Raw genomic sequence first — 15,935 nt, 5'->3', positions numbered from 1 at the left:
GTAACATTTACTTTACAGAAATAAACTCGTTACCGTGCCATATAGCAATTCGCGATTGTTTTCTTTTTACATCAACACGAGTGAAAGCACGATTGTCGCCAGGCATTATGTTGTGTTTCTCTCTGCATTCATGCTGTCCATTTTTTGGATGCAGGCAAGGGCCGTAAGCAATTAACCGGAAAGAGACATTCCCGTTATTGATAACTTTTTCACCGGTGAATTTCCAGGAGAAATTTTCTTGTCGTGGCGTAACAACCAGAATTGTGCCAATTCGCACCGAAGTGGTCGCAATTGCGTTTTTTTGAGAAGATGAAACACTGTCATCCGTTAAAGCCTGCTCGGTCCAGTAAATTCTATAATAGCGCTCTTTGTCATCATTTAGACCATTATAATAAAAACGAACGATGTCGCTTGACTGTGGTTGCAATAAGATTCGCGAAGGCGTCATTAATAATTCATCAGGTGTTTCTGTTTGAATTATATTACCTCCTTTTTGCGGGGAGCTGAGTCGTGCAACTTCTACACTGACCATACGTGCCGAATGCGCGGTATTTTTTATCTCTTTGGCAACCGCGTGGGTTGTTGGAAAAATAAATGAGGTTACCTCTCCAACGTCTATTGCTTTTAAAGGGAAAGGTATAACAAAGAAAAAAAATACAAAAAAATAGCGAAGCACGATGTCATTCCTTTGGAAACGCTGCCGTCGTCAGGCAGCGCTGTATCCATGATTAATTATGCGGTGGTCCAGGTGGCCAGGAATTCTACCTTAACATCACCGGTCCATACACCATCAGGTAACTCTTCCATGTTGGTCAAGGGCGCCGTACCATCAGAGGCGCTGGTAATATTGAACGTGAAATTTTCCTGTGCGCTGCTGCGACCAGTCGTTTTGTAAATACTGGCAAGATTAAACAGGTTGCCGCCGTTGATATTCTTCTTTGTATCAAGAATGGTGGTATAGGAAGCCTTATCAAGGGCTATACCATTCCACATAACGCCAACTTCCAGCGTGGAGGGATCTGAACCAAGAAAGCTTAACGTGCTGGAAAGTACTTTTGATTCAAGAGAAAAATCCTTCGCGTCAGCATTGCCTTCAATAGTAACGTCAAATAATCCTTTTTGCGTGTTAAAGCCTGCCAGGCCGGCCGCATAGTCAAATGTCAGGCTTCCCACCGGCGTAACAACCAGTTTACTGGTAGTATCTTTTTTGGCCGTTGCAGACCAGGTTGCCACGGAAATCGCAGTATGTTCGGCTGCATAGGTGAAAGTACTAAAAGTTAATGCAACGACAGACAATAAAAGAGAGGTTCTTTTCATTTTTAAATCCTTTTGAATAACAGTCCACTTATGAGGAAAAAATCTTTTTTCTCGATATTTTCAAGTATTATAAATCAGTACTATCTAATAGCAATACGGTACGCCATATTTTTTTGTTATTTACCTGATGAGTATGTTTCTTATGCAAATTCAATGGGGTTAGTGAGTTTTTTGAGCTAATGGCTATGTTGGGCCAGGTTTTTATTAAAAAAATAATATAATAACCATCAGGTGTTTAATATTTTGATTGTCTGGTCGCTTTATATATAAATTTATCCAGAAATACCGCAACAAAAAACGTATCGTTAAAAAGTTGTTGTCCGTAAAAAGGCTTAACAGATTACTCCGTTAAGCCCATTGCAGCGTTATGCGGTTTTTTAAACCCGCTTTCTTCCTGAATTATGCCTGCTGTAGCCAGGCCATAACGATATCGTGGTGATCGCTGGTTTTGAATTCATCAAACACCTTCTCGACTTTACCATCCGTGCCAATCAGAAAGCTGATACGGTGGATGCCATCGTAGGTTTTCCCCATAAAGGTTTTTTCGCCCCAGATGCCAAACTGCTCGCAGACCTGATGATCTTCATCAGAGAGCAGGGTGAAATTCAGCAGCTCTTTCTCAACGAAGCGCGAAAGCTTTTCAGGCTTGTCCGTGCTGATGCCCAGCACCTCAACACCTGCTTTTTTCAGCTCGTCCATGCTGTCGCGCAGGCCGCACGCCTGTACGGTGCACCCCGGCGTCATCGCTTTTGGATAGAAATAGACCAAAACGCGCTGTCCCTGGAAGTCGGTTAAATTTACCTGTTCGCCATCCTGATCGGGCAAGCTAAATTTCGGTGCAACATCACCGGCTTTCAGTGGATTCATCACAACTCTCCATTTTTTCATCATGCTGTGGATACGTAACGACGCTGATAGTGCCTTGCGCATGCAGTTCTGTACATAGCTCGTTAAACGCCTGCTCAATAAATGATGCATCCTGGCGAGCCGGGCTATGGGCCGTTATTTGAATATAGAGCAAGGCAGGCTGATTTTCAGCCGGTTGCGTGCGAGAAACCAGTTCCGCAACGTTCATTTGGTGCGAATCGAACAGATCGGTAAAGCGTTCAATAATGTGTGGCGAGTCGGTTACCTCAACCTGCACCCACACCGTGGCGGGCATCGGCGGCCGTTCGCGAAAGGCGGTGCGCTTCATTACAATCAGCAGTTCCAGCTCGGCGCCCTTGAGCGGCAGCGTTGATTCAATCAGCGTGATGGCGTTCCAACTGCCGGAAAGCAGCATAATAAAGGTGAATTCGTCGCCGAGCATGGCGAGGCGGCTGTCTTCAATATTACAACCGCAGCTGCTGACATGACGGGTAATGGTATTAACAATACCCGGACGATCAACGCCGAGCGCGGTGATAACCAAATGATGTTGCTCTGACTGCGGCAAAATGATGCTTCCTGTCCGTCATGATGATTAGCAAATATGATAACGCTAAGGTAAACATAAAAAATACCCTGTGCCAAGGGGCCGCGCGGCCTTGTCCGCTTGCTTTTCAATAGCCGTCAAACGTACCATGAAGCACTTGTTTGTGGAGGGGATGGCTAATGTTCACGGGAAGTATTGTTGCACTCGTTACGCCGATGGATGAGAAAGGGTATGTCTGCCGGGCGAGCTTAAAAAAACTGATCGATTATCATGTTGCCAGCGGAACGGCAGCAATTGTCTCGGTAGGAACAACGGGTGAATCCGCTACGTTAAGCCATGATGAACATGGCGATGTGGTGATGATGACGCTGGAGCTGGCCGATGGCCGCATCCCGGTCATTGCCGGAACCGGTGCAAATGCCACCGCCGAGGGCATCTCGCTGACCAGACGATTCGAAAACAGCGGCGTGGTGGGTTGTCTGACCGTCACGCCTTACTACAATCGTCCCACGCAGGAAGGGCTGTATCAGCACTTCAAAGCCATTGCCGAAAGTACCGACCTGCCGCAGATGCTGTATAATGTGCCGTCCCGCACCGGCTGCGACATGCTGCCGGAAACCGTTGGCCGTCTGTCAAAAATCAAAAATATTATCGGTATTAAAGAGGCAACCGGGAACTTATCGCGGGTTAGTCAGATCCAAGAGCTGGTTGATGAGACATTCGTTCTTGTCAGCGGCGACGACGCTTCCGCCCTCGACTTTATGCAGTTAGGCGGTCATGGCGTTATCTCAGTGACGGCAAACGTTGCCGCACGCGAGATGGCGCAGCTCTGCGAACTGGCACAACAGCATAATTTTGTGGAAGCACGTCGCCTGAACCAGCGCCTGATGCACCTCCATCAGAAGCTGTTTATCGAGCCTAATCCTGTACCGGTCAAATGGGCGGCTAAACAGTTAGGATTAATTGCAACCGATACGATGCGTTTACCTATGACGCCGCTGACAGCAGCGGGACGTCCGGTTGTTGAGCAGGCGCTCCAAAAAGCTGGCCTGCTTTAAATTTAGGGAGAAGTAATGGCTTACTCAGTACAAAAGTCCGCTGTCGCAAAGGTGGTAGGGCTTTCCGTTGTGATGCTGCTGGCGGCATGTTCCAGCGACCAGCGCTATAAGCGCCAGGTCAGCGGTGACGAATCCTATCTTCAGGCCGCAGACGTTAGCGATCTACACGCCCCTGCGGGCATGGTACTTCCGCTGCAAAATGGTGAATATGACGTTCCTGACGTTAACAGCAAAGGCGCGGTTGGCAAGCAGTTAGACATTCGTCCGCCCGCTCAGCCGCTGGCGCTGATGAACGGCGCGCGCACTCAGTTTGCCGGTAACTCAGGCGTGCTGCTGCTGGATAACGCTCGCAATGGCACTTTGTGGCCGCAGGTAGTTAATGTGGTACAGCAACGAAACTACCCCATTGCCAGCCGCACTGACGCCAGCCAGACGCTGACCACGGACTGGGTGCAGTGGAATCGCGCCGATGAAGATCATCAGTATCGCGGACGCTATCAAATCAACGTGCAGCAGCAGGGTTATCAGCAGGCGCTGAGCGTCAAGCTGCTGGAACTGCAACAGGAAAACAGTGCGGTAACTTCGCCGGTTCAGCTTCAGCGCTACACCGCGCAGATGTTGAATGAACTGAGCAGCGGCCTGGATAAGATTGAGACCAGTCGTGAAAACGCCGCGGCACACCGCAGCGCCACGCAGATTGACGTGCAGAGCGGTGCTGATGAAACCGGTCTGCCTGCGCTGATCGTGCGGGCGCCGTTCAACACCGTTTGGGAACGTCTGCCGCAGGCGCTGCCGCGCGTGGGGATGGAGGTGACCGACAGCAACCGTTCTCAGGGCAGCCTGAACGTGACCTATAAAGCGCCGGGTAGCGATACCTGGGACGAGCTGGGTGCGAAAGATCCTGAACTGGTCAACGGCGACTACAAACTTCAGGTCGGCGATCTGGATAACCGCAGCAGCCTGCAATTCCTTGACCCGAAAGGTCATACGCTTACGCAGTCGCAAAACGACGCGCTGGTGGCCGTATTCCAGGCCGCCTTCAGTAAGTAATATCAGAGGCCGGAGCATCTCCGGCCTTTTTTATTCTCTGACGCGTAAACGATTGCTTCGGTTTTTTCGCCGCAGATTATAGACTATTCGCCTCGACAGATTGCTTCTTGTTGCCGTGATGGCGAAGCGAAATACGCAGAATATTTTATGTTTGGAGTTTAAGAAGATGAAAAAACAAGCTGAGTTGTATCGCGGTAAAGCGAAAACCGTTTACAGCACCGATAACCCGGATCTGCTGGTTCTCGAATTCCGTAACGATACGTCAGCGCTGGACGGTGAGCGTATCGAACAGTTTGATCGCAAGGGAATGATTAATAATAAATTTAATTATTTTATTATGACCAGACTTCAGGAAGCGGGCATCCCCACGCAGATGGAAGCGCTGCTTTCTGATAACGAAGCGCTGGTGAAAAAGCTGGATATGGTGCCGGTGGAGTGCGTGGTGCGCAATCGCGCGGCAGGCTCGCTGGTGAAGCGCCTGGGCGTTGAAGAGGGCATGGTGCTCAATCCGCCGCTGTTCGATCTGTTCCTGAAAGACGATGCCAAACACGATCCGATGGTCAACGACTCCTACTGCGAGACCTTCGGCTGGGTGAGTAAAGAGAATCTGGCGCGCATGCGCGAGCTGACCTACAAAGCCAACGAGGTGTTAAGCGCGCTTTTTGATGACGCCGGTCTGATCCTCGTCGACTTCAAGCTGGAGTTCGGCCTGTTCAATGGCGAAGTGGTGCTGGGTGACGAGTTCTCGCCGGATGGCGCGCGTCTCTGGGACAAAGCAACGCTCAATAAGATGGATAAGGATCGCTACCGCCAAAGCCTTGGCGGCCTGATCGAGGCCTATGAGGAAGTAGCAACTCGTCTTGGCGTGAAGCTGGACTGACCCTCTGCGCTACGGCTCGCGGCCGTAGCGCCTTTTCCTGCCTGTTCAAATCCCCCTTTATCATGCCGGGGCTGGTGCAGTGACCCCGCGACGTCTAAAATTAGCCCATCTGCCGCTTTGCGGTCTCAACAAGGAGTAATGTATGCGTTGGCAAGGGCGCCGCGAAAGCGACAATGTCGAAGATCGTCGAAATGAACCGGGCACCGTCGGCGGTGGTCGGATGCGTATTCCGCGCGGTAAAGGCGGCATCGTGCTGCTGATCGTGGTGATGGTGGCGGGCTACTATGGATACGACCTGACGCCGCTGTTAACCGGCGAGACGGGGGGATCGCAATCCGTCCAGCAACAGCGCGTTGATCCGCAGCAGGACGATGAGGCGGCGAAATTTACTAAAGTGATCCTGGCGACGACGGAAGACACCTGGCAGAAAATTTTCCAGCAGATGGGCAAAACCTATACCGCGCCGAAACTGGTGATGTATCGCGGTGCCACGCGAACCGGTTGCGGTACCGGCCAGTCGGTGATGGGGCCGTTCTATTGTCCGTCCGACAGCACGGTTTATATCGACCTCTCGTTCTATGATGAGATGAAAAACAAGCTCGGCGCAGACGGCGATTTTGCGCAGGGTTACGTGATTGCTCATGAAGTTGGACACCACGTGCAGCGGCTGATGGGCATTGAATCGAAGGTTCGCCAGATGCAGCAGGGCGCCAGCCAGACGCAGGTTAATCAGCTTTCGGTGAAAATGGAGCTTCAGGCCGACTGCTTTGCCGGCGTCTGGGGCCACTATATGCAGCAGGAAAAAGTGCTTGAACCGGGCGATCTGAACGAGGCGTTAAACGCCGCCGAAGCGATCGGCGACGATCGCCTGCAACAGCAAAGTCAGGGCCGCGTGGTGCCGGACAGTTTTACGCACGGCACGTCGCAACAGCGTTATGACTGGTTCAAAAAAGGTTACGACAGCGGGAATCCTGGCCAGTGCAACACCTTTGCAGGCTAAGCGGTGGCTGAACCCGGCGACCTGATCACACATACAGAGGCGCTGAAGCAGCAGGGCAGGCGCCGTCTGTTGGTGATCAGCGGCGAGGAGGAGTGGTGCCAGCAGCAGGCCGCCCGGTGGATGGCGGCGCTTCCCGGCGACTGGCTGTGGCTCGGCGATGCGCCGCAAAGCCCGCTCTCCTGCGCCGCGACGGCGGCACGCACGCTACTGGGCCGCGAATTTCTTCATGCGGTTTTTGACGCCCGACACGGCTTCAATGCAGAGGCGCTGGCCGCGCTCTCCGGTACGCTTAAACCCGGCAGCTGGCTGCTGGTTCTGGCGCCGGCGTGGGAACGCTGGCTGGCACAGCCGGATACCGATTCACTACGCTGGAGCGAACAACCTTCCGCCATCCCCACGCCCAATTTCCTTCATCGATTCCGCCAACGGGTGCTGACCGACAGCGATGCCGCGCTGCTGCGCCAGCACTCTCCGTTGCGCCTGCCGCCGCTGCCCGACGGGCCCGCGTGGCAGCCCGATAACACCGCGCAGCGGCAACTGCTTGCGCGTCTGCTCGCCTGCGAACCGGGGATCCACGCGCTGATTTCGCCGCGCGGCAGAGGTAAATCGGCGCTGGCCGGGCAGTTGGCGGCAGAGTGGCCTGGCGAATGTCTCATCACCGCTCCGGCGAAGGTGTCTACCGAGGTGCTGGCACGTTTTGCGGGCGAGAAATTCCGTTTTATCGCCCCGGATCGCCTGCTGGCGGAACAGGCTGACTACCAGGCGCAGAAAATCGACTGGCTGATTATTGATGAAGCGGCGGCTATCCCCACGCCGCTGTTGGAAAAACTGGTCACGCTTTTTCCTCGTGTGCTGTTGACCACCACGCTTCAGGGCTTTGAGGGAACCGGGCGCGGCTTCCTGCTGAAGTTTTGCGCCGGGCTGCCAAATGCCACGCTATTGAGCCTTGACGAACCGCTGCGCTGGGCGAAAAACGATCCGCTTGAGCGCTTTGTCGATGGGACGCTGCTGTTTGAAGAGGCGCAGCCTGAGCGCAGCGAGGCGGACGTCCGCTATGTTTTTCCTGAACAGGCAGACTGGCAAACCCATCCAGCACAGCTCTGCGCCCTTTATCAGCTTCTTGCGAGCGCTCACTATCGCACCTCGCCGCTTGATTTAAGACGGATGATGGATGCGCCGGGTATGCACTTCAGCGCTGCCTTGCAGGGTGACCAGGTGAGCGGCGCCGCATGGCTGGTCGAAGAGGGGGGGCTTTCGGCGTCGCTGGCCGAAGCGGTCTGGGCTGGTTTTCGCCGTCCGCGCGGAAACCTTGTCGCGCAGTCGCTTGCGGCACACGCCAGCTTTCCCGAGGCGGCGCAGCTTCACTCACGTCGTATCAGCCGTATTGCGATAGCGCCTGCGCTGCGGCGGTGCGGCATCGGGCGTAACATGGTGCGTCACGGCATAACACGCGCGCGCGGGCTGGATTTCCTCTCGGTCAGTTTTGGCTACACCGACGCGCTGTGGGCATTCTGGCGCGCGTGCGGATTTCAACTGGTACGAATCGGCACCCGGCAGGAAGCCAGCAGCGGCTGCTATGCGGCGATGGCTGTCCTGCCGATAAGCGAACAGGGCAGCCAGCTATGCGCGCGTGCCAGTCAGCGTCTGGCGCGAGACTGGCCGTGGCTGCGTCGGTTTGTGCAGATTGACGGTCTCACGTTTCCGGCGCATGACGAGGCGCTCGACGACGACGACTGGCGGGAACTGGCGGGTTTCGCCTGGGCACAGCGGCCGCTTGAGGCGGGCATTGGCGCGCTGGGGCGCCTGGTCAGCGTTTTTCCTCAGCCGCTGCCGCTGCTTTCCGGTTCCGTGGCGGAAGGCGCTGACGGTGCTTCGCTTGCCAGGCAGTTTGGCATGAGCGGGCGTAAGGTGCTGCTGGCGGGATGCCGACAGGAGACGCAGCGCGCGCTGGAAACCCTGGACGGCGCGCGCAGTGAGCAATGGCGCTTACGTATTGCGACGCTGAGGGAGAAAAGCAATGCGGCAGAATAATGCGGGGCGGCAGGCGCCCCGGCTGACTATTTCTTTTTCGGCCAGTCGTCGTCGTCATCCCACTTATCGTTGAAATCACGATGCGGCGGCAAATCCGGCTTGTTGGCCATGAACTTCTTGTGATCGATGCGCTTCAGATCTTTATAAACGTTCATCAGCACGCCAACCATCAACACAATAACGATTATCCACCAGTACTCTTTAAGCCATTCCATATAGTTACCCTTATGCGATCAACTGTTCCATAATCCGCTGGTACATCCGGCTCAGCAGTTGCAGGTCGGCGGCCTTCACGCACTCATTGATTTTATGAATGGTGGCGTTCACCGGCCCCAGCTCAACCACCTGCGCGCCCATACGTGCGATAAAGCGTCCGTCGGAGGTGCCGCCAGTGGTCTGCAACGCTGGCCTGATTTCATTATAGTGCGCAACGGCTTTCACTACCGCATTCACCAGGTTTCCGGTGGCGGTCAGGAAGGGCTGGCCGGAAACGTTCCATGTCAGCGTATAGCGCAGTTGATGCTTATCCAACAGCGCCTGAACCCGCTGTTTAATCATCTCGTCGCTCAGTTCGGTACTGAAGCGGAAATTGAACTGCACAAAAAAGTCGCCAGGAATGACGTTATTGCTGCCGGTGCCCGCCTGCATATTGGCTATCTGCATGCTGGTCGGCGGGAAAAATTCGTTGCCGCGATCCCATTCAATCTCCACCAGCTCGTTCAGCGCGGGCAGCGCACGATGCACGGGATTGTCCGCCAGGTGCGGATAGGCGACGTGTCCCTGCACGCCGTGGATCGTCAGGTTGGCGGTCATCGATCCGCGACGCCCGTTTTTCACCACGTCGCCGACGGTTTCGGTGCTGGACGGTTCGCCCACCAGACAGTAATCCAGCCGCTCATTGCGCGCCATCAGCGTCTCGACCACTTTGACCGTGCCGTTAGTGGCGCTGGCTTCCTCATCGGAGGTGATCAAAAAGGCCAGTCGACCACGATGGTTCGGGCAGGCTTTCACAAAGCGTTCGGCGGCGACCACCATCGCGGCCAGCGAGCCTTTCATGTCTGCCGCGCCGCGTCCGAACAGCATGCCGTCGCGGATGGAGGGCTCAAACGGTGGATTGATCCAGCGGCTGGCGTCACCCGCGGGTACCACGTCGGTATGACCGGCGAACGCCAGCGTCTCGCCCTGGCCGCGCCAGGCCCAGAAGTTCAGCGTATCGCCAAACGGCATAGGTTCGATGGTGAACCCCAGCGCTTCCAGTCGGGCAATGATAATCGCCTGGCAGCCGGCGTCATCAGGGCTGAGAGAAGGACGGCGGATGAGCTGCTGTGTCAGCTCAATGACGGGACAAAACATTTACGGCTGCTCCTGAATAAACTGCGTATAGGCGCTTTCGCTGAAGCCCGGAAGCATAGAACCGTCTGCACCGCAGAGCAATGGGCGTTTGATGATTGCCGGGTGCGCCAGCATCAGATCGCGCGCGCTGTCAGCGTCGGTGACCGCAGCGCGCTGCGTTTCACTGAGCTTACGCCATGTGGTGCCGCGTGTATTGAGCAAGATCTCCCAGCCCAGTTTATCGATAAAGCGTTGCAGCATCAGCGCGTCCAGACCATCGACGCGATAATCGTGAAACGTGCAGGCCACGCCGTTTGTTTGCAGAAATTTGCGTGCCTTTTTTACCGTGTCGCAGTTTTTGATGCCGTAGAGCGTGAGCGAACTCTCTTTCATTAACCCGTATCCCTTTTACGTACCACCTGCGTCGGCACGCTTCAAATGTGTGAATTATCAACCCGTTTGAAGATAATGCCCCAGCCGACGCTTTCGATCCAGTCGCGGCGGCGAAAGGTGATTTCAGGAGCCGGGATCGTGCAGAAAATAGCTGCCGCTGAACGGGACTGGCAGGAACTGATGGAAGAACTGCTGAAGCGTTTGTTCCGGGTTTACGTCGCTGAACAGGTCGGGATAGAGCGTTTTCGCCATAAACTCCGTGGCGGCAACGTGCCACGGACTGAGATAAAAGTTGTGCCATATAGCGGCCGAATGACCGTTCCGCAGTGCTTTCAGTTCACGCAGGCCGTTCTGCTTCGCCGTAAGTTCCTTCAGGCTGCGTTGTGCAACGGCGGGCGAAACCTCCGGCCCCATTCTCAACGCGCTGCGATCGCTGGCATCACCCATGCCGGTAGCGAAGTAGTAATCAGGCTGCGAGGCAATCACGGTTTCTTCACTGAGTCGGCCAAATACGCCCTTTACTTTACCTCCGGCAATATTATCGCCGCCGGCAAACGCGAGCAGTTCGCCCAGACTGCCGTTCACCGCCGTTACGCAGCATTCGTTGCGGCGACCCAGGTGGAAATGGAGCAACACCGTCGGTTTTGGCCCTGCGTGGGCGGCAAGCCGATCGCGAATACGATGCATATGCTGATCATAGAACTGCGTAAACGCGCCGGCACGCTGCTGCTGATTGAGTACCTCGCCCAAAATCTCCACGCTTCGCGTGGTATTTTTGAGTAAATGTACGCGTAAATCGACCCTGACAACGGGTATTTTCGCCGCCTTCAGAATGAGCTGAAGCTGTTGATCGGCGTCGTCATAGCGCGCAAGGCTTGGCAGAATAACCACGTCAGGCTTCAGCGCCAGCACTTTTTCCGGATTTAAATCGTTGGTGCCACCCAGGCCTGTTGGGGTGATCTTCAGCATCTGCGGAAAGCGCCGGGCAAAAACAGCCCATGTCTGACTGTCGTATTTTTTCAGATCCAGCGGCCAGCCAACGATCCGTTTAAAGGGATCGCCGGGTTCAAGCATCGCCAGCGTATACAGCATGCGGCTCTCGCCGAGCACAATCCGCTGCGGCCGATCCGGAATAGCAATGTGGTTACCGTCGATATCCGTGATTGTTTTTGCCGACAGCAGCGGGCTGAAGGCCAGCATCAGTAAGAGCGCTGCCTGCGCAATGCGCCCGCGTTTAAAATTCAACATTTGCCTGCACCATCACGTTACGGGTTTCGCCCTCGCGCACGCGCAGGTTGCCGCCGCTGGAGCTGTAGTAGTGTTTATTAAACATATTATTCAGGTTCAGCCGAAGCTGGGTTTTCTGGCCAAACAGTCGATGATTCCAGGCGATAAAGCTGTCCGCCACCACGTAATCCGGCAGTGTGAAGCTGTTCTCCGGGTCGCCCGCGCGCGTACCGACGTAGCGGGCGCCGCCGCCGAGGCGGAAATCGCCCGGCAGCGAAAGGACGTTGATATTGTGGCTGAGATAGAGCGCGCCTGAATGGCGGGGTGCATTTTGCAGCCGGTTACCGTTGTTGTCAGCGTTGACGCCGTCGTCAACGATCTCCGCTTTGTCATAGCTGTAGTTGGCGCTGAGATCCCATTCAGGCAGAATTTCACCGTTCACCTCGACTTCAGCGCCGCTGGAGCGCGCCTTGTTAATGGCTCGCGTTGTGCCATTGATGCTCAGCGACATATCTTTTTCATCAATACGGTACAGCGCCACGGTTGCGAACAGACGCGGTGTCATCTGCCACTTGCTGCCGATTTCCCAGGTGGTGCCCTGTTCTGGTTTGCCGACGCTGCCATCATCATCAACGTCAGTTGAAGGCGTAAAGGACTTGCTGACGCTGCCGTAGAACGACACATCCGGCGTCAGTTTATAAATCAGTCCGGCCTGCGGCAGGAATTTATTGCCTTCGCTGTCCAGCGTCTGCACGATGGGATCAACGCCTTTCGACGCGCGCTGCTCGTAATGCTGATAGCGACCGCCCACGATGGCAAGCCAGTCTGAGGTCAGTGAGATACTGTCTTTAGCATAAAGTGACCGGCTGTGAATGCGGTTGAGGTTGTTGGCATTGGCGCTGTTTTCCGTCGAATCATCGGTGGTTGGCGTCAGCATGTCGTAGCCGGGATCGCTGAGGGTAAAGTTTTTGTCCGCTTTACCCTGATACTGACGGGCACGGTAGGTCTGGTTCATCTCGTAATCCGTTCCCAGCACCAGATCGTGCGTCATGCCAAACAGCTGTTGCGAACCGAGTACGTCCCAGGAAACATATTTGGTTTTGTGGTTGAAGCCACGGTTCGCATCGGCGCGGCGGGTCACCACGCCGCTGGACGGGTCAATGGCGGTGACCCTGACTTCATTGTTATCATAAAGACGTTGATTCCACCCGACGGTGAATCGGGTTCGCCACGCTTCGTTGAATTGCCAGTCGTAGTAGGCGTTCAGCGTTTTTGTATGGCCCCAGGCATGGTTCGCGGTATCGTCCAGCCGTTTTTTGTAGTCGATATCCACGGGCTTACCGTTGATAAAAGCGGTGCCGCGATCGTAAGGGATATCGTAGCGATAATCTTCATAACTGACTAAAAAACTGGCTTTTTCACCAAACCATTGCAGTGACGGCGCAATCAGCGTGTGGCTGTTGCTACCAAAGTTACGCCAGTAATCCTGATGTTGCTTTTCAGCAATCATACGAAAAGCAAAACCGTTGCCCAGTGGGCCGGTAACGTCAACGGTTCCGGCACCGCCGCCTTCGCTGGCATAGCGCCCGCTCATTCGCGAGTGCCATTCATATTGCGGTTTTTTACTGACAACATTAATCACGCCGCCGGGATTCTGAATACCATAAAGCAGGGAAGCGGAGCCTTTCAGTACCTCAACCCGCTCGGTGGCCGCATTCAGATTGAGCCCCTGACTGCTGCGCACGCCATCCCGATAGATGGATCCATCGGCGCTCCCCCCAAAGCCGCGGCGGGTAAAGCCATCTTCCATTCCTGCCAACGTATTGCTTTCGCTTACGCCGCTGACAAAGCGCATGGCGTCGGCCAGGCTGTCGATCTGAAAATCTTCCAGCTGCTTTTGTGTTACTACGCTGACCGATTGCGCCTCATTTAACGGCGACGTCGGCTTTTTGCTGGCGACGCTACGGGTTGGCTCACTGTAGCCCTGCGTATCACTTTCACTTGCCGTTACCGTGAGGGTATCGTCTTCCGAGGCGAAGCTGGCTTTTTGTGCAACGACACTCAGGCCGTAAATCGCGACCAGCAGCGCCGGATGACATTTTTTTTTAAAACGGGACTGCCTGTTGTTGTTCATGTTGAAAAATTCCCGGAGTAAATATTTTTCTGTTTTCTCTTTTTTACGCACGACGAAAGCCGTGTCGTCGCATCACAGCGGCGGCAAGATACGTTGCAGCAGATGGAATTGAGAATCATTCAAACATGTCACAATGTAGTAGTAAACATGAAAGATGATGCTTACACTACAGAATTTGGTTCACGATAAAAAAATCATATGAGATTTTATTGCAATTTTTTAAGTTATAAATCAAAGGGAAAGAGGAGGTCTGCTGATTTTTACTTCACCGTATCGTTCATGGGCAGCAACGTCAGACTGGCCGAAATGCTACAAGCTTGCATCGTGAAAGCGGTAAGCCAGAGGAGATGCTAACGTCGTGACAGACAGTAAAAGCAAAAATCGTGTGGATATCTTAGGCGAGCGTTATCGCGTTCGCGCATCGTCACTTTCACCGCGTTTACAGTCAGTTGTGCGCTATATCCATGAAAATCGCCGGCTGGTCATAGAGAGCACCGCAATGGAAATCGCCGCCGCGACGCAGACATCTGACGCCACCGTGATTCGCGCCGTGCAGGCATTGGGATTCGCCGGACTGCGTGATTTAAAAAAAACGCTTGATGCCTGGTTTGGGCTGGTGTTGACCTCCGAAGACAAAATGACCACAACGGTGAAAGAGTTGACCAGCGATACTAATCTGGGCATCGATTTTGTTTTGCAGGGGCACCGACGCGCGTGCGATGCGCTCTCCGCGCCGGCCAATCGCGCCGCTATTACCACTGCGGTCACCCTGCTGCTTGAGGCGCGCCAGGTGGCGCTGTTTGGCATCAACGCCTCCGGTGTTTTAGCGGAGTACAGCGCGCGATTGTTTAACCGCATCGGATTGCCTGCCGTGGCGCTTAACCGAACCGGTGCGTCTCTGGCAGAACAGCTGCTCGCTCTTCAACGCGGAGACGTGCTGATCATGATGGCGCAAAAGTCAGCGCATCGCGAGGGCACCGCTACGCTGCGAGAGGCAAAGCGACTGGGTATGCCGGTGGTCCTGCTGACTAATGCGACCGACTCTTTTTTCGCTCGTGAGGCAGACGTGGTCATTAATGTGCCGCGCGGGGAAGAGAATGGCCGTATGCCATTACACGGTACGGTTCTGGTCTGCCTCGAGATGCTTATTCTTTCGGTCGCATCGGCCACCTCAGCGCGCACGGTTAAGTCACTGAAACGCGTTCAGGGTCTCTACCGGACGCTCAAACCCGTGGGCAGAAAGTAGCGTTAACTGTTCCCCTTCATTTTTTATGGGTTTCAGCTATATTCGATACTGTTCAGGCGAACAGACATTGGAGGAGGCGCCTGTCGGGTAGCAGGGAGTGATGGCATTCACTGAGGGTCAGGAGGCAGAGCATGAATTATATGAAAGCGTCTTCCGCACACACGGTCGAGGAAACTCAGTCGATGGTAATTATCATGCGGAAGAAAAAAAGCCGCTGTGAAGACTTTAAACAGGTTGTTGAGGCGGTTCTGGCCGATCACCCGGAAGCCGTAACGCATATTGACAGCGAAAGCGGCGGTTACGATAAAGTCATCGTGCTTAAATAACGTCTGTACGGGGGCGCTTCCCGCCCCCGACAGTACGTTCTGATAAAATCCCTGTTAATTGAACGGGTTCAGAGACAGCCGCTGGCAGTACCACGAAAAACTTCATCATTTCATTGTTTCCTCACCCTGATCCCGCTACTAATTTCCTTAGAAATCATCACGCAAGAACTGTGAGATTTACCACAAATTACAGTTTTAAGAGGCTTTGCCGATAGTATAGATGGGTAAGATCGCTTTTCATGCATTAAGAATAATCTTATAATGAACCCACTATAACAGAGAGGTGCCTATGATCGACTTAGAACTGGGGAACTGGAAAGACTTTATCGAAGCGATGTTGACTCGTAAGTAACATCCTCATAAAGGAAAATGGCGGAGAACCCACCGACCGGCCTTTCCAACGCAGAACAGACAACGCGTCCGGTTCGCAAAACCGGATAACGTTTTTAAGAGGGCCGCAGCGAACAACGTTGCGGCCCTTTTTTATTGCCTCTGCACGGTTCGGTTACGTTTACGCCTGAGGCGGC

17 protein-coding genes are annotated in these 15,935 nt (G+C 54.2%); 8 read left to right on the top strand and 9 right to left on the bottom strand.

Features of this window, described 5'->3' with window-relative positions; genetic code table 11:
• Positions 1-7 precede the first annotated feature (7 nt).
• The 4 genes from FA91_RS12980 to FA91_RS12965 form a co-directional block, all read right to left on the bottom strand.
• Positions 8-676: a fimbria/pilus periplasmic chaperone gene (locus tag FA91_RS12980; RefSeq protein ID WP_034916328.1), complete on the bottom strand. Its 669-nt coding sequence runs from the start codon at positions 674-676 to the stop codon at positions 8-10.
• Between the two features lie 56 nt (positions 677-732).
• Positions 733-1,317, bottom strand: coding sequence for a common pilus major fimbrillin subunit EcpA (locus FA91_RS12975; RefSeq protein ID WP_034916326.1), 585 nt, complete (start codon positions 1,315-1,317; stop codon positions 733-735).
• A gap of 399 nt (positions 1,318-1,716) precedes the next feature.
• The gene (gene bcp / locus FA91_RS12970) at positions 1,717-2,184 is read right to left on the bottom strand and encodes a thioredoxin-dependent thiol peroxidase (RefSeq protein ID WP_034916324.1); all 468 of its coding nucleotides are present in this window, start codon (positions 2,182-2,184) and stop codon (positions 1,717-1,719) included.
• Positions 2,162-2,752 carry a glycine cleavage system transcriptional repressor gene (locus FA91_RS12965; protein WP_034916322.1) on the bottom strand — a complete coding sequence of 197 codons (591 nt, stop codon included), beginning with the start codon at positions 2,750-2,752 and terminating at the stop codon, positions 2,162-2,164. The genes bcp and FA91_RS12965 overlap by 23 nt, the downstream gene beginning before the upstream one ends.
• A gap of 158 nt (positions 2,753-2,910) precedes the next feature.
• Between FA91_RS12965 and dapA the strand changes: the two genes are divergently transcribed.
• From dapA to FA91_RS12940, 5 genes are all read left to right on the top strand, one after another.
• On the top strand, positions 2,911-3,789 hold the full coding sequence (gene dapA, locus FA91_RS12960; RefSeq protein WP_034916320.1) for a 4-hydroxy-tetrahydrodipicolinate synthase: 879 nt from the start codon (positions 2,911-2,913) through the stop codon (positions 3,787-3,789).
• Between the two features lie 15 nt (positions 3,790-3,804).
• Positions 3,805-4,839, top strand: coding sequence for an outer membrane protein assembly factor BamC (gene bamC / locus FA91_RS12955; RefSeq protein ID WP_034916318.1), 1,035 nt, complete (start codon positions 3,805-3,807; stop codon positions 4,837-4,839).
• A gap of 166 nt (positions 4,840-5,005) precedes the next feature.
• Complete coding sequence (purC, locus tag FA91_RS12950) at positions 5,006-5,719, top strand: phosphoribosylaminoimidazolesuccinocarboxamide synthase (RefSeq protein WP_034916316.1); 714 nt, start codon at positions 5,006-5,008, stop codon at positions 5,717-5,719.
• Between the two features lie 142 nt (positions 5,720-5,861).
• On the top strand, positions 5,862-6,719 hold the full coding sequence (locus tag FA91_RS12945; RefSeq protein WP_034916315.1) for a neutral zinc metallopeptidase: 858 nt from the start codon (positions 5,862-5,864) through the stop codon (positions 6,717-6,719).
• Between the two features lie 3 nt (positions 6,720-6,722).
• Positions 6,723-8,750, top strand: a complete 2,028-nt coding sequence (locus FA91_RS12940) for a GNAT family N-acetyltransferase (protein WP_231566770.1) — start codon at positions 6,723-6,725, stop codon at positions 8,748-8,750.
• Positions 8,751-8,776: 26 nt separating this feature from the next.
• Here FA91_RS12940 and FA91_RS12935 read toward each other — a convergent pair whose 3' ends face one another.
• The 5 genes from FA91_RS12935 to FA91_RS12915 form a co-directional block, all read right to left on the bottom strand.
• On the bottom strand, positions 8,777-8,965 hold the full coding sequence (locus FA91_RS12935) for a YpfN family protein (RefSeq protein WP_034916313.1): 189 nt from the start codon (positions 8,963-8,965) through the stop codon (positions 8,777-8,779).
• 10 nt (positions 8,966-8,975) lie between these two features.
• Positions 8,976-10,103 (bottom strand): succinyl-diaminopimelate desuccinylase, encoded by a 1,128-nt coding sequence (gene dapE / locus FA91_RS12930; RefSeq protein WP_034916311.1) that lies wholly within the window; start codon positions 10,101-10,103, stop codon positions 8,976-8,978.
• On the bottom strand, positions 10,104-10,475 hold the full coding sequence (locus FA91_RS12925) for an ArsC family reductase (RefSeq protein WP_034916310.1): 372 nt from the start codon (positions 10,473-10,475) through the stop codon (positions 10,104-10,106).
• A 123-nt stretch (positions 10,476-10,598) separates the two neighbouring features.
• Entirely contained in the window at positions 10,599-11,675 is a 1,077-nt protein-coding gene (locus FA91_RS12920; RefSeq protein WP_231566807.1) for an ABC transporter substrate-binding protein, read from the bottom strand.
• A gap of 34 nt (positions 11,676-11,709) precedes the next feature.
• Positions 11,710-13,836, bottom strand: a complete 2,127-nt coding sequence (locus FA91_RS12915) for a TonB-dependent siderophore receptor (protein ID WP_034919281.1) — start codon at positions 13,834-13,836, stop codon at positions 11,710-11,712.
• A 358-nt stretch (positions 13,837-14,194) separates the two neighbouring features.
• Here FA91_RS12915 and FA91_RS12910 point away from each other — a divergent pair, with 358 nt between their 5' ends.
• The 3 genes from FA91_RS12910 (at position 14,195) to ypfM (ending at position 15,760) form a co-directional block, all read left to right on the top strand.
• Positions 14,195-15,082 (top strand): MurR/RpiR family transcriptional regulator, encoded by an 888-nt coding sequence (locus tag FA91_RS12910; protein ID WP_034916308.1) that lies wholly within the window; start codon positions 14,195-14,197, stop codon positions 15,080-15,082.
• A 131-nt stretch (positions 15,083-15,213) separates the two neighbouring features.
• Positions 15,214-15,408: a hypothetical protein gene (locus FA91_RS12905; RefSeq protein ID WP_034916306.1), complete on the top strand. Its 195-nt coding sequence runs from the start codon at positions 15,214-15,216 to the stop codon at positions 15,406-15,408.
• Positions 15,409-15,697: 289 nt separating this feature from the next.
• On the top strand, positions 15,698-15,760 hold the full coding sequence (ypfM, locus tag FA91_RS21460) for a protein YpfM (protein WP_152601344.1): 63 nt from the start codon (positions 15,698-15,700) through the stop codon (positions 15,758-15,760).
• The last annotated feature ends 175 nt before the right edge of the window (positions 15,761-15,935 follow it).

Origin of the sequence: Erwinia sp. 9145 (assembly GCF_000745075.1) — a bacterium.
Classification (GTDB): Bacteria; Pseudomonadota; Gammaproteobacteria; order Enterobacterales; family Enterobacteriaceae; genus Erwinia; species Erwinia oleae.
The sequence above is the reverse complement of the archived record's forward strand: the minus strand, read 5'-3'. Positions and strand labels throughout refer to the sequence as shown.

Excerpts from the sequence above, each read along its gene's own strand:
- FA91_RS12945 (WP_034916315.1), top strand. The coding sequence starts at position 5,862 with ATGCGTTGGCAAGGGCGCCGCGAAAGCGACAATGTCGAAGATCGTCGA.
- FA91_RS12935 (WP_034916313.1), bottom strand. The coding sequence starts at position 8,965 with ATGGAATGGCTTAAAGAGTACTGGTGGATAATCGTTATTGTGTTGATG.
- dapE (WP_034916311.1), bottom strand. The coding sequence starts at position 10,103 with ATGTTTTGTCCCGTCATTGAGCTGACACAGCAGCTCATCCGCCGTCCT.
- FA91_RS12920 (WP_231566807.1), bottom strand. The coding sequence starts at position 11,675 with ATGCTGGCCTTCAGCCCGCTGCTGTCGGCAAAAACAATCACGGATATC.
- FA91_RS12905 (WP_034916306.1), top strand. The coding sequence starts at position 15,214 with ATGAATTATATGAAAGCGTCTTCCGCACACACGGTCGAGGAAACTCAG.
- FA91_RS12975 (WP_034916326.1), bottom strand. The coding sequence starts at position 1,317 with ATGAAAAGAACCTCTCTTTTATTGTCTGTCGTTGCATTAACTTTTAGT.
- dapA (WP_034916320.1), top strand. The coding sequence starts at position 2,911 with ATGTTCACGGGAAGTATTGTTGCACTCGTTACGCCGATGGATGAGAAA.
- bamC (WP_034916318.1), top strand. The coding sequence starts at position 3,805 with ATGGCTTACTCAGTACAAAAGTCCGCTGTCGCAAAGGTGGTAGGGCTT.
- FA91_RS12925 (WP_034916310.1), bottom strand. The coding sequence starts at position 10,475 with ATGAAAGAGAGTTCGCTCACGCTCTACGGCATCAAAAACTGCGACACG.
- bcp (WP_034916324.1), bottom strand. The coding sequence starts at position 2,184 with ATGAATCCACTGAAAGCCGGTGATGTTGCACCGAAATTTAGCTTGCCC.
- FA91_RS12915 (WP_034919281.1), bottom strand. The coding sequence starts at position 13,836 with ATGAACAACAACAGGCAGTCCCGTTTTAAAAAAAAATGTCATCCGGCG.
- purC (WP_034916316.1), top strand. The coding sequence starts at position 5,006 with ATGAAAAAACAAGCTGAGTTGTATCGCGGTAAAGCGAAAACCGTTTAC.